This window comes from Lysinibacillus sp. AR18-8, assembly GCF_001705465.1.
GTDB lineage: Bacteria > Bacillota > Bacilli > Bacillales_A > Planococcaceae > Lysinibacillus > Lysinibacillus capsici.
In genome coordinates this window covers 1-11,961 of sequence record NZ_MDGU01000024.1, presented here as the reverse complement: position 1 = coordinate 11,961, position 11,961 = coordinate 1, and the positions used below count along the sequence as shown (strand labels likewise).

Here is an 11,961-nt window from a genome sequence, read left to right as displayed (position 1 = left end):
GAGTTAAGACGCATTTATGGAGGGGGATAATTTGCTAAAGAGATTTTTTAAAAATGAAAAAAAAGAGGAACTATGGCGAGGGGGAAACTCAAATGGCCGTCCTAAATTAACCATCGATGAATTTAAACTGTCGTATTTAAAAGGTGCTGGGAAAAGTAATCGTGAAATTGCTCGAATACTAAGTGTTTCTGAAGCAACTATTAGGAGACGGTTGAAAGAACAAAAATAATTGGATACTCTATGTAGAAAACGTATAGGAACGAATAAACGTTTGTATAGAAAACATGTAGAAATGCACTTTTTTATGGGGACACCGAAACACTAGGCTCTGCCTAGTCTATCACCCCAAGTGATAGCAGATTTTCCTTATGCTCTTTCATTCAAAATTTTTGTCCTCTCATTATTTCCTAATTTGAGATAGTTACTGTTTTTATGTGCTGCGAGAATAGGATTCTTTTAATATAAGCTTATGGTTGTGTAAATAAAGGATTATCTAAAGAATGGGTTACTGAAAAATGTAATGGTAAAGCAGTTTATACTATATTACACTTGAAAGAGATTTGTAAGGAATTACAACTTGGAGATGTCGAGATTCAGACGAGATAGCAAATGGTGCTATTGGTGTCATGCGTATTGGCATACTAGCTTGAATAATTATGTAATAAAAAAGGGGGATTTAATGGAATAGGACAAGAAAGGTTCAATATATATCTAATCATTCATTGGGAAAGAAGTTGATTTAAAATGACTAAGAGAAAATTATATTGGATGTTACTTATTCCTAACATTTTAATATTTTTTATAATTCTGGTTGTGTTACCTGAAGGTAAAAAAAATTATTCGGTATTTACGATTCCGATATTTTGGATTGTTTATTATGGTGTATTAAAAGTAATGGATTTAAAAGCAAAAAAGAAAAAAATGGAAAAAACTCCTTTTTAGATAAAAGGAGTTTTTTTATCGAAATTTCAATGTTAATTATTTAGTTTCTTTTTTATCAACAGTTGTCTTTATAATAGCAGTAACACCACCCCATGATGTTGTTTTGCTTGGGGGAGCAGATGTTTTAATTGAACTTTCTTTTCCATCCCATTCTTTAACAGTGAGAAATGCAACTGTTGAAGTTGAAGTAATTTGAACTTTTTTATTTTTGTCAGTTAATTTTGTTATATCTGCTGCAGCCTTTTGTGCTGAAATAGTATCTATAGATGCGACTATACCTAAATAAGGACCTACTCCAGCCATCCATCCAGCAACTGCCCAAGCAATTGATTGTTTCCATCCAGCATTTAATTTGGCTGCATAAGAATTGGCATCATTAACATTCATAAACATGTCAACAGTTTTAGTAGGAGGTACGTTTTGGGATTGTCCAGTACCAGAATAAACTGTAGTAGCTGCTACATATCCTCCTTGAGGAGCAGCTGCTTTAACTGAGTTGTTTTCACCCCAAAATGAAGAAATAGTAAGACCAAAGATTAATGATAATATTACGACGATTTTTGTAATTTTTTTCATCGTTTCCACTCCCTTCCTGACGAATGTTATCACAAAAAAAAACAAAGAAAGGTTTTTTTTACATAATTAGAAAAAAATAGACAAAATTAGACAAAAGCAAAACTTAAATTTCCGTAGTTCCTTCATACAATTGGTTTTGGAAGCACAGTAAAATAAGTGGAGTATAACGATACTGGAGATCACTGAAGAAGAACAGGAATATATGACGACCTGATTGGTAAGGAAGAATATAAACATCGTGAAGGAATTCGCTCAGCTAATAATCGACGTAAAAATGGACAAATAGAGCGTAAAAAAATATCTAGCACATAAAGTAATTCTAATATAAAAACGCTGTGATTTTAAAAAGCAAAAGCCATTTATGTCTGTGTTGGAACAGCAATTTTTAAATGGTTCAACTTTGTTTACAGACTGTAAACAAAGTTGAATAAGTATCATAGTGTGTAATGTTTTATACATAATTTAAGTAGTAAAACAGCCTTCAAACGCTGTCAAACCAACGTTATATAAAATGCTGCATATACAATAGTTTGCTCTTCATCATTACTGTCTTTTTCTAATGTTATGTAAGCCGTATTTCATAGGGTTGTGTAATTAAGGGCTAAAATTCAGCAGGAGACTGTCCTTTAAAAAGTGGTATGATGTTCATAACGATTCTTATAACGGGGTGTAACACTATGAATGTTATACTAGGGTACGTAACCCCCTTTTACCTTCTGCACAAGGTAGATGGGGGTTATTTGTATAGTTTGATATTTGAAAAAAGATGAGTGAAGAAACAAATACTTATGTTTTAGGGGAACCTTTCACGAAGGAGGAGAGCAAGATTTGTTGAATGATAGTTTAGAGTATTGTCCGCATTGTCACACCAATTTGCAGGGAGATGCGATACCAGAAGAACAGCAAAAATCCTACAATGCCACACATTTTACAAAGAAAATTGGCATGACAACGTTAAAAGCCGATCGAATTTTGTATTGGCAGTGTCCTGATTGTGATGGAACATGGTCAATAAAATAAAAGTTACTCTATCACTTCGTTTTAGGTAACCTTTTAGGGTAATATAAAGGTAACTTAAAATAAAGGGGCATTCTTATGAGTGAAAAAGAATTATTTGTATGTGAACGTTGTGGGAGTTCTGTTGATGTAGCCTTAATTTATGTGAACGATGTACCAATGACATACTGTAGAAACTGTAGAGGGGCGTTATTTACTAAGAAAAGGTCTGTAGGTCGTCCAAGTATTGGTATTACCAAAAAGGTCTCTCTCACACTGACGGAAGATGATTGGACAGCATTAGATGAGAAAGCAAAAGGCAATCGTTCGCTTTTTTTACGCCAAACGATTGTTAAAGCATTGGATAATGAGGAACTCCCAGCAGAAGAATTGTATTTTAAAAGCGATCTGCATAAAGAACAAACGTTGAAGATATTAAATGTATTCAACCAACTGAGTATTTCGAGTGACTTGTATTATGGCTGTTTAGCATATGTAGTAGGAGCGATTTATAAAGCTGATTGTCTTATCAAAAACATCGGTGAAGATAAGAAAGTGGATATGGATGTGTTGTTCAAGGACATGGAAGTGCTTTCGCATAGTGAGCGAGTGATGATAAGGTTTGGTTTGCAGTTATTCAACAGCAATCTTGATGACATTAAATTATCCGATGTGATGAAGTCGTTAGATAGCGATAATATAAAAGTTATTAAACAGGCAATTGATTTATTTTATTAGATTTTATCGAAATTCAGATGCATAATGATTATGAACAGTAAATAGTTCACTACCTTTTCCCAAAGGTATGTCAAGGGCAAAAACCATTGTTTCTTCGGTAAAAGAAATAATGGTTTTTTTATTTTAGGTAACCTTTTCGGAATATATAAAGTTACCTAAAATAAAAAAACCTTAGCGTGTAACGCAGATTCCAAAAAGAATAGGGATTCTTTTTGGAATCGAGTACAGCAAGCCAGCGTAGCTGGTGCGGTAGCATTTTTTGCTAGGTTTAACCAACGAGAAATGCTATAATACTAGCATATAAACTTTACTTTTCGACATACTCTCGCTGTTCATGCTCACCTTCACTGCCTATTGGTATAACGTGAGATTGTTCGATTAAAGCCAGAGTGCTGTGTGTACTTGCCATCACTATCCAGTTGGATATATCGCAAGAAGGCATGGCTATAGAAGCGTTAAAACGCATTAAATGCATCTTGAATCCTTGACAGAAAGTACACAATAGCCGAAAATTAACGATATGATGCAACTGTATAAATACATTGGTATTACCAAAAAGCGTAATCGTGTATAGCAGTATATTTAAAAAAACGGAGCAAGTTATTAAATTTTACCTGATTGAGCAAAAGCCTATCGGTATTTTGTTGTGTAAAAATGTATATGGTGGATATTTAGTGTCCAATTCAAACTGATTGAGCGTTCTCGCACATTCGGTTTTTTTGCGTTTTACGTAATTAAAAAATAAAAACAAAAAGAGGAGGATTATAAACAAAAGTACAAAAGGAGTTTTAAAAACTTTGCAAGTGTGTGAAAAGGTAACTTTTATTATTTTGATTAAGTTACTTTATTTAATTTTTTACGATTTGTTAATGGCTCGGTACGAGCAAAGGGTTTTGATTTTGTATCAGCGTTAGCTGATTTACGTTGCGCAGCAGGCGTAATATAGGACAGCTTGCTGTCTTCGTTGCAAAGCAACGACATGTTTTGATAGCTCGCCTGTTAAGGCTTGAGCGGATGTTTTAAGCTGATATACCGATTACCTTGTTTTTTATACAAATACATATGATGCGATACCCCACCTTAGGGTAAGTGGCTCAACAGAGCCACGCCCCCTAAGGTGGATTGAGAGATGCCAAATTTGAGAGGAGGTGAAAGTTTTGAGTAGAAAAAGGTCAAGAAATAGCAAGGCGAGAGCATCCATCGTGCATGATGTGAAGACTGCATTGGATGCGATTGATATGATTGGACACTCGAAAAAAGACGCTCGCAAAGAGGGGATCAAAGGCATTCATTCGTTAAAGCAAAAATCCAACAGCATGTCAGATTGCCAAAACTTCGTCAAATGGGTGAGGGCTGAACATGGGGTTCGTAAGTTGGACCACCTAACGGAGCAACACTATAAAGCCTATTTTGCTTATCTTGAGGACAAAGGCATCTCCAAAGGGCACATGATTAACGTGGAAACGTCCTTACGACTCTTAGAACATGGTCATAAAATGGCTTCTAAAGAGGGTGAGAGCGATTTTGCAGGTTTTTGTACAGAAAACCGTCTTTATGTACTAGAACGAAACGAAAGCTTGCAAAATCGCTCGTATGAGCGTTGGGAGATAGATGCTATAAAAAAACAAGTTTCTGCAGAAGTATCGAAAGCCGTTGATTTAATGAGCCAACTTGGATTGAGAGTAAAAGAAGCTGTCAATATCCGTGTGGAGCATTTTGTGGCGAAAAACGGAGGGCTACAGCTAAATATTCCTGATAAAAAGGGGGCAGGAATTACCAAGGGAGGGCGATTTCGTGAGGTTGACGTACCAAAAGATTTTGTCGAGTCGTTACAGAGCTTTTTAACAGGGAAAGAACCAACAGATAGGCTTGTGACTGTTTCTTATGATACGGTGCGCAAAGGGGTTCATACAGCTTGTAAAAAAGCAAGGATTGAACAGGCAGGACGAGGTTGTCATGGATTTCGACATTCGTATGCACGTGACCGTTTTGCACAGCTTGCTTCAGCAGAACAAAAAAATATGATGGATAGGATTTTAGGTAACCGGTCAGTTGGTCGTAAAGCCAATTATGGCATGGTATCAGAGCATGATAACGAGTTGTATGAAAGTACTCGTGCGGTCATGAATCAAGTTCACAGCGAATTAGGGCATGGAAATAATCGTTGGAGATTAGCAATGGTTTATTTGAGGGAATAAGGGGAGTTCTAAAGTTGATCTGTACGTGCTTTTGGGATGAATCAACGTAACATAAATAGCTTTTATAATCTTAATATTTTCTTTGTATACGCTCTTTTGCTTTAATTGAATGAAGCGATACTTAATGAAAGTAAATTGATGTCAATTTGCTTTCGTTTTGATGTCATTTATAAAAAAATTAATATCATCTATAACGCAGTAATAGTCTAATCTCATCAAACAATGCATCTAAAAAGCAGAATTATTCAGATTGACAATAACAGTATTTTGTTTAGAATGAACACATACATGTTTGTATGTACGAAATGTATATACAATTTACGTTCAAATTGTTTCAAATCACAAAAAAGCAGCAGGTGGCAGCCTGCTGCTTTTTGCATTACTTGAGGTATTCTATCACAAAAGAAATAGCTGGTCTGATGACCAAATGGTGAATCCTCAACCACCATAATTCCTCACGTAATATTCTCTTCTTGTCTCTAGACAATTTACGTTCAAATCGTTTCAATTATTTTTTCACCTCCTTTGCAAAGAGGTATAGCAATATATAGTGAAACTCTAAATACTACTATTCAAAAAACATACAACATATAGATGTTTATAACAACTCTTGCTTTCTATAAAGAAATGTCAACTACTTGATATATCAAGGTTTGAACCGCATTAAAAAATTTTTTAATGGGTAATTTATGTATTTTAATAGTTGAGCTCTCTATACATTAATTTAACGAATTAGTTTATCTCTTATCTATTTGATTACCAGATATTAGCCTGTATCTTGATAATTCATCTTACATACACTATAATAATGTTACCGATCCGGTCCATTTCCTTACGAGGCATGGACCATTTTTTTTTTTAGGGGTGAATCCAAAAATGAAACCATTTAAAACTCATCGCCAACAGTTAACGATTTTGCGAGGAAGAGGTCTTAGAATAAACAATGGTTCAAAAGCTTTGCGTATCCTGGAAAATGAAAGCTACTATGCTGTAATTAATGGATATAAGGACCATTTTTTATTAAAAGGTCCTACAGGAAAAAATATTTCACCTGAAACATACATAACTAATGCAACATTTGATGAAATATATGAATTGTATAGTTTTGATAGAGACTTAAGAAATGCTATATTAGAATATCTTTTGAAGTTTGAATCTAATATAAAATCAAAAATTGCCTATCGTTTTTCTGAGAAATATAAAGAGCCTCATGCATATTTAATTTTAAAGAACTATACACGTGATTCAGCGAAACTAAAAGACGTTCTAAGTTTAATTTCTACAATATCAAATACTATTTCAAAAAATGGGAAGAAAAAGGGGTCTATTGCACATTATTTGGACAAACATGATGGTGTACCTCTGTGGGTGCTAGTAAACTATTTGACAATAGGAAATATGCAATATTTCTACAGTTGTCTTGATAATTCACTGCAGAATACCATAGCTAAGGACTTCTCTGTTTCATATAAACGAGATTATGGAAACGTGATTCACTATACACCAGATATGCTAGAAAGCACTTTGAAAACTGTAACTTTTTTTAGAAATGTATGTGCTCACGAAGAGCGCCTTTATAATTTCAAATTACATAAACCTGCTCCTTCTGCTGGTATAGCGAGTATTTTATCTATCCATACTCACTTATTAGATAAAGGGAATATTTTTACGGTATTAGCCTTTTTGAAACTTGTATTGCCTAAAAAAGAACATCAAAAAATGATTAGAAATATCACTAAGCTTATTGATATTTACTCACCTAAGTTTAGTTCTATTAATTTCAATGATATTCTTTTAGAGATGGGATTAGTTGCAAATTGGAACCATTTAATTTGAAGTATAGCCTGTTTGAGATAAGTCGATAGTTTGTGACAAGTGTACTTAGACTAGCTGAATAGTTAGAAAGATGTAACCACCTCTATGAGGTGGTCTTTTTTATTTGAAAGGTGTCAAAACTTAATAGTTTTGATACCTTTGTGTTGATGCAGTAATATCAAGGTGTAAAAAGGTGTCATAACTTAGGTCTATAAGTGTGGTGCAGAAATGAGGTGTTTTTCTATGATTTATGGTTATGCAAGGGTATCAACTGTATCACAGGAATTAGATGTTCAGCTTCAAGCGTTGGAGAGTGAAGGAGCGACTGTTATTTATAAAGAGAAATTCACAGGAACAAAAACAGACCGACCACAATTAAATGAGCTGCTGTCTCAATTAAATGAAGGTGACAAGCTTATTGTAACCAAATTGGATCGATTGGCTCGTAACACTAAAGAAGGCATCGAGATCATTGAACAGTTATTTGCAAAAGGCGTAAAAGTACATGTCCTTAATGTTGGATTGCTTGAAGATACGACAATGGGGCGTTTCTTTTTACAGACGCTACTTGCAGTAGCTGAAATGGAGAGAAATCTTATTATTGAACGAACTCAGGAAGGGAAAGCAATTGCTAAGCAACAATCGGGATTCCGAGAAGGCAGGCCTAATAAATACACTAAAAAACAGTTAGATCATGCTATGCAGATGTTAAGTAGCCACTCTTTTAGGCAAGTTGCAGAGCTAACAGGCATTTCTTTGAGTACATTAAAACGTGAGAGCAGAAAGCGTAAATGTGTGTTATAGTCGTGCGAAAAGGTGAAATAGAGTTCACATAGAATTATACAATATGAGTATATGTGAAATGAAGGTGAAATGAGTATGAAGATAGATAAAAATGCAACGATAGGTAGTATTTTAAACGCAATAAGAGAGGGGAATAAAGCCGAGGATGTAGCAAAAGAGATAGATGGAATCAGTCAGAAACCTTTGTTAAAAGCCCTAAAAGAAGCTGGATATGCATACAGTAACAAAGCCCCGAAGGGATGGCATTATATAGGTGAAGGTACAGAACCTAAGGAGAAAAGCATTTTTGACTATGTTTATAATTCAACAGGTGTGAAACGTGATTCATCAAAGGTGAATAATTCTTCACATAAAGTAATAGAAAGTAATACTAGGGTGAAAGAAGATAATGCGAATATCATAAGAATTTCACCAGTAGTTCACCCTCAATTCACGCAAGATGAATTAATAGATCTAGTTGAAATGCTTCAAGAATGGCGATTAAAAAAGGCAACAGAACATTTAGGGATAGTACAAGAGCCGAAAGAGGTACATGCACGCATAAAAATACTGCCACAAGGGGACAAGACAAGGAAGACCATTGTTATTGATAAAGGCATAGGAGAACGTTTAGATAATTATTGCAAAGCTGAGCGAGTGAATAAATCGGACGTATTGCATTTAGCATTAATGGATTTTTTAGATAATAAATAAAAAATGAAATGACGTCACAGTTTGCTCCAAAAATTTTTTTGTGACGTCATTTCATTTTTTATTTTGTGACGTTAACCCAAATTTTCGTGACGTTAATAATCCAGTGCTACCAAGGATTTCAAAACTATTTTTATAGATAGCCTTGTGACGTATTTTAAATATCTGTGACGTTAGTGACATTGGTGACGTGAAAAATATGATGTTTTTTGCTATTTACAACTTTTAATCTTTAGATTATGGTAGATTCAACTAAATCAAACGTAAAAAAGCCATTCCACAGTGACTAATAGAGAGTTGGCGCTCCTTATTAATCGCTTTATCGTATGATACAGATACGATGCAGCTTATCGTGAAATGACTGTTTTTAACCTGTTTAAAAGATACATAGTATCTATATACGTCATTCTAGTATGAATTAGAAGACATTTCAACAGTTTATTGATGGTCATTGAAGATTACTTCTTAATCTAAAGCGTTTTGCATCGTTAAGAAACACGATGTGAAACGCTTTTTTGCTTCAAAAAAGGAGCAACTACCATGAAAAATAAACTAAAAACTACACCAAACCAAGCAGTCCAAACATTTATTACATACGGCAATCAAAAAGGAGACCGGCAACTCAAAGAAGATCGCCTGCAGCAACTAGAAGAAACTTTGGCAGCACAAGGTATTTATCCTGGGGAGAAAGTACATAGAGTGTTAGAAAAATTGATTTATGATCTTACATACAACGGCATTATCAAAGTAAGCCGAGAGCATTTAAGTAAAAAATTAGAGGTTGGATTCAATACAATCTCAACAGCTTTCAAGTATATGGAGCAATCCAAGCTATTTATCCTGTCCAGAAACAAATCCGGAAAGACGAATAGTGGTTGTCGTGTCATTGTGGATGTGCAGCACGTTAATTTTGAAAGCATTTTAAGCGAAGTTTTTCATCTAAATGCGTATGAAATTGCAATCGTAAAAGATGAATTTAAACAACCAAATAAACATCAAAATAAACATCAGGATTTGGCTCAAAACGCTGTTATATCAACGCTGAATGGCTCAAATTCGACTATTAACTATAATAACCAAATTAAAATAATAAAAGATATAAAGACGTCTACTAAGCAGGCGTCTGATCAGAAAAATAATCTTTATAATCGTTTAAAAGACCTTTATCAAGCTCGTACAGGCTCTTTAGAGGGCTTTAAACCATTTGTAGGTGTTATCTATGGGTCATTGAAAAAAATCAAAGCAGAGGACAAGCTAGGGCTATCTCATGGCCATTTAGAAACAATTATGTATCAATCCTTAGATGCAGCCATTTCAGCGAGCGATCAATACGTGAAAACTAACCGTTTAGCCTTACTAAGTGCCATTATTCGCAACAAAATCAACGATTTAACGGTTTCGAATTCATCTGCAGCACCTGAAAAAGAGAAAAGTAGAAAAGTAGAAGTAATCCCTGCATGGTTTGCGACGCGTCATGAGCAAGTGGAAGAAGAAGTAACCGAAGAAAAGAAAGCCTATTTTGCACAAGAACGTGAGCGAATCTTGGCCAAGTTACGCGATATTTAATCCAATGAGGAATGGTGAAAAACCATACCTCTAGTTTGCTATGGATTTTCCTCCTAGAGGCATGGCAAAGTTAACAGTTTTTATTCTAGTTGTATGAAAAAAATCAATTTATAGGCCATTTACGTTTGTTTTAAGACGGTTATTTTATTTTTGCTTTATTTTACTTCATGCTCTAATTTTAAAAGGCTTAAAAAGCTCGGAGGAAGCTTAAAGACCGAACCACCTAAAAGAGATTATCGAAAAAGGGGGCTTTTCTTCATGCAAGGAGTAAAGTAAATAGGGAGGTGTATTTTGTGAGAAAGCCTATATTATTTTTAGCGCTGATCTTATTTTTCTGTTTAGGGCTTCTATTATTTTTTAGTCTTAGTGGTTAACAGTACCTCATAAAGTTTTTACGTCTCCCATGACGTTTTCAAAATAGTTATGAAATATACATAGTTTTATGCAAAGTGAAGAATAAATCAAGTAAGTAAAAATGCTGCTACATCAACGTTTACGCTGTTTGTATAAAAGGATGTATAAACAATGTTCATCAAAAAAGCCATAAAACGTTGATTTAACAACATTCGTGGCTTTTTGGTGTGTGTCCAAACGTACATTTGGGAACGTTATTAGCTTTATTTATGTATACGTTATAAATGATGCGACAATAAGTAATTATTTTTTATTTTTTAGTTCTAAAAGTATAGGAGTTATATTTAATAAAATCGATATAATCGTCAAAATCCCTAACGCTGTTTCCATTGTAGGCATTACATCTAATAAAGCAGACCAATCTTCCAACTCTACCCAATCGGACACCATCCTGTATCCTGCAACGAGTGTTAGTGCTGTAAATGATAACCCCATTGCCATTGCCAATTTATAATCTTTACCTGTTCCATACATATAAAAATTTATAAAAGTTGCTACTATAGCGATTATCCCTAATACTAACCACATAATTGCCCCTCCCTTTTCAATATAGACATAAATTGTAATTATATGGTTCCCAAAGCGCAGTTTGGTCACAATTCTTTCTCTTTCCTTCACGTTGTAAATCCACATAAATCTGACTGGACTCCAACAAAACAAGCTAATCCTGTCTCATGGCCATTTAAAAACGATCATATATCAATCATTTGTTCAGTCAGAGGTAGCATTTTATTATTTTTATAAGTTTTGTAAAAAATTCAAGGTTAAAGTAGGGCAAGCAACGGGAGTGTGCGCACACTCCCCAAAAACTCTGTTTTTGACTTGGTAGGAGATTCCTACGACCTTTACAAATATAGCTGCTTATTTTTTGAAAAATAAGCAGCTATATTTGTTGTCGCTTTGCTCGAATTGTAAAGAAAAAAGATACAAATAAAGTACAAAAGGATGCCCAGTAGGCATCCTTTTGTACTTCTTTAACATGATTATGTACTAACCAAATATAAATAGTACCTTTTTCCCCTTTGTGCAGAAGGACAAAAAGATACCTTAATTAGAATATCAATATCATTGAATTGAAAGCTATCCAACAAAGGTGCTGAAAGTAAAATAAGGGAAAGTTTACTTAAAAAAATACAAATTATACAAGATTTATTGATATAACTATCTAGAATTAGGCAGTAATGAGAGCAAAAATTTTAAAGGAAAGAGCATAAGGGAAATC

General features: G+C 34.3%; 12 protein-coding genes. 9 read left to right on the top strand and 3 right to left on the bottom strand.

Annotation, left to right across the window (positions count from 1 at the left end):
• The first annotated feature begins 31 nt into the window (after positions 1 to 31).
• A complete protein-coding gene (locus BFM98_RS17690; protein ID WP_066038049.1) occupies positions 32 to 229 on the top strand; it encodes a helix-turn-helix transcriptional regulator in 198 nt (65 codons plus the stop codon).
• A gap of 515 nt (positions 230 to 744) precedes the next feature.
• A complete protein-coding gene (locus tag BFM98_RS17685; protein WP_066038045.1) occupies positions 745 to 942 on the top strand; it encodes a hypothetical protein in 198 nt (65 codons plus the stop codon).
• A 36-nt stretch (positions 943 to 978) separates the two neighbouring features.
• Here the strand turns inward: BFM98_RS17685 and BFM98_RS17680 are convergent, their stop codons facing one another.
• The gene (locus BFM98_RS17680) at positions 979 to 1,518 is read right to left on the bottom strand and encodes a hypothetical protein (RefSeq protein ID WP_066038044.1); all 540 of its coding nucleotides are present in this window, start codon (positions 1,516 to 1,518) and stop codon (positions 979 to 981) included.
• A gap of 828 nt (positions 1,519 to 2,346) precedes the next feature.
• Between BFM98_RS17680 and BFM98_RS17675 the strand changes: the two genes are divergently transcribed.
• Both BFM98_RS17675 and BFM98_RS23510 read left to right on the top strand, forming a co-directional pair.
• Entirely contained in the window at positions 2,347 to 2,538 is a 192-nt protein-coding gene (locus tag BFM98_RS17675; protein ID WP_083225405.1) for a hypothetical protein, read from the top strand.
• Between the two features lie 75 nt (positions 2,539 to 2,613).
• Positions 2,614 to 3,252 (top strand): hypothetical protein, encoded by a 639-nt coding sequence (locus tag BFM98_RS23510; RefSeq protein WP_083225404.1) that lies wholly within the window; start codon positions 2,614 to 2,616, stop codon positions 3,250 to 3,252.
• Positions 3,253 to 4,086: 834 nt separating this feature from the next.
• Here BFM98_RS23510 and BFM98_RS24045 read toward each other — a convergent pair.
• Positions 4,087 to 4,233, bottom strand: a complete 147-nt coding sequence (locus BFM98_RS24045) for a hypothetical protein (protein WP_175400771.1) — start codon at positions 4,231 to 4,233, stop codon at positions 4,087 to 4,089.
• Positions 4,234 to 4,409: 176 nt separating this feature from the next.
• On the opposite strand from BFM98_RS24045, the gene BFM98_RS17665 reads away from it, so the two are divergent.
• The 5 genes from BFM98_RS17665 to BFM98_RS17645 all read left to right on the top strand — a co-directional run bounded on the left by BFM98_RS17665 (position 4,410) and on the right by BFM98_RS17645 (position 10,325).
• Positions 4,410 to 5,450 (top strand): site-specific integrase, encoded by a 1,041-nt coding sequence (locus BFM98_RS17665; RefSeq protein ID WP_066038043.1) that lies wholly within the window; start codon positions 4,410 to 4,412, stop codon positions 5,448 to 5,450.
• A gap of 876 nt (positions 5,451 to 6,326) precedes the next feature.
• Entirely contained in the window at positions 6,327 to 7,286 is a 960-nt protein-coding gene (locus BFM98_RS17660; protein ID WP_066038042.1) for an Abi family protein, read from the top strand.
• A gap of 222 nt (positions 7,287 to 7,508) precedes the next feature.
• Positions 7,509 to 8,069: a recombinase family protein gene (locus tag BFM98_RS17655; RefSeq protein WP_066038041.1), complete on the top strand. Its 561-nt coding sequence runs from the start codon at positions 7,509 to 7,511 to the stop codon at positions 8,067 to 8,069.
• Positions 8,070 to 8,144: 75 nt separating this feature from the next.
• Entirely contained in the window at positions 8,145 to 8,762 is a 618-nt protein-coding gene (locus BFM98_RS17650; protein WP_066038040.1) for a hypothetical protein, read from the top strand.
• A 537-nt stretch (positions 8,763 to 9,299) separates the two neighbouring features.
• A complete protein-coding gene (locus BFM98_RS17645; protein WP_066038039.1) occupies positions 9,300 to 10,325 on the top strand; it encodes a hypothetical protein in 1,026 nt (341 codons plus the stop codon).
• Between the two features lie 657 nt (positions 10,326 to 10,982).
• Here the strand turns inward: BFM98_RS17645 and BFM98_RS17640 are convergent.
• Positions 10,983 to 11,267, bottom strand: a complete 285-nt coding sequence (locus BFM98_RS17640; RefSeq protein WP_066038046.1) for a hypothetical protein — start codon at positions 11,265 to 11,267, stop codon at positions 10,983 to 10,985.
• Positions 11,268 to 11,961: the final 694 nt, after the last annotated feature.

What these genes read in the sequence shown, in the direction of transcription:
- BFM98_RS17685 (WP_066038045.1), top strand. Translation starts at nt 745, where the DNA reads ATGACTAAGAGAAAATTATATTGGATGTTACTTATTCCTAACATTTTA.
- BFM98_RS24045 (WP_175400771.1), bottom strand. Translation starts at nt 4,233, where the DNA reads ATGTCGTTGCTTTGCAACGAAGACAGCAAGCTGTCCTATATTACGCCT.
- BFM98_RS17660 (WP_066038042.1), top strand. Translation starts at nt 6,327, where the DNA reads ATGAAACCATTTAAAACTCATCGCCAACAGTTAACGATTTTGCGAGGA.
- BFM98_RS17645 (WP_066038039.1), top strand. Translation starts at nt 9,300, where the DNA reads ATGAAAAATAAACTAAAAACTACACCAAACCAAGCAGTCCAAACATTT.
- BFM98_RS17655 (WP_066038041.1), top strand. Translation starts at nt 7,509, where the DNA reads ATGATTTATGGTTATGCAAGGGTATCAACTGTATCACAGGAATTAGAT.
- BFM98_RS17650 (WP_066038040.1), top strand. Translation starts at nt 8,145, where the DNA reads ATGAAGATAGATAAAAATGCAACGATAGGTAGTATTTTAAACGCAATA.
- BFM98_RS17680 (WP_066038044.1), bottom strand. Translation starts at nt 1,518, where the DNA reads ATGAAAAAAATTACAAAAATCGTCGTAATATTATCATTAATCTTTGGT.
- BFM98_RS17640 (WP_066038046.1), bottom strand. Translation starts at nt 11,267, where the DNA reads ATGTGGTTAGTATTAGGGATAATCGCTATAGTAGCAACTTTTATAAAT.
- BFM98_RS23510 (WP_083225404.1), top strand. Translation starts at nt 2,614, where the DNA reads ATGAGTGAAAAAGAATTATTTGTATGTGAACGTTGTGGGAGTTCTGTT.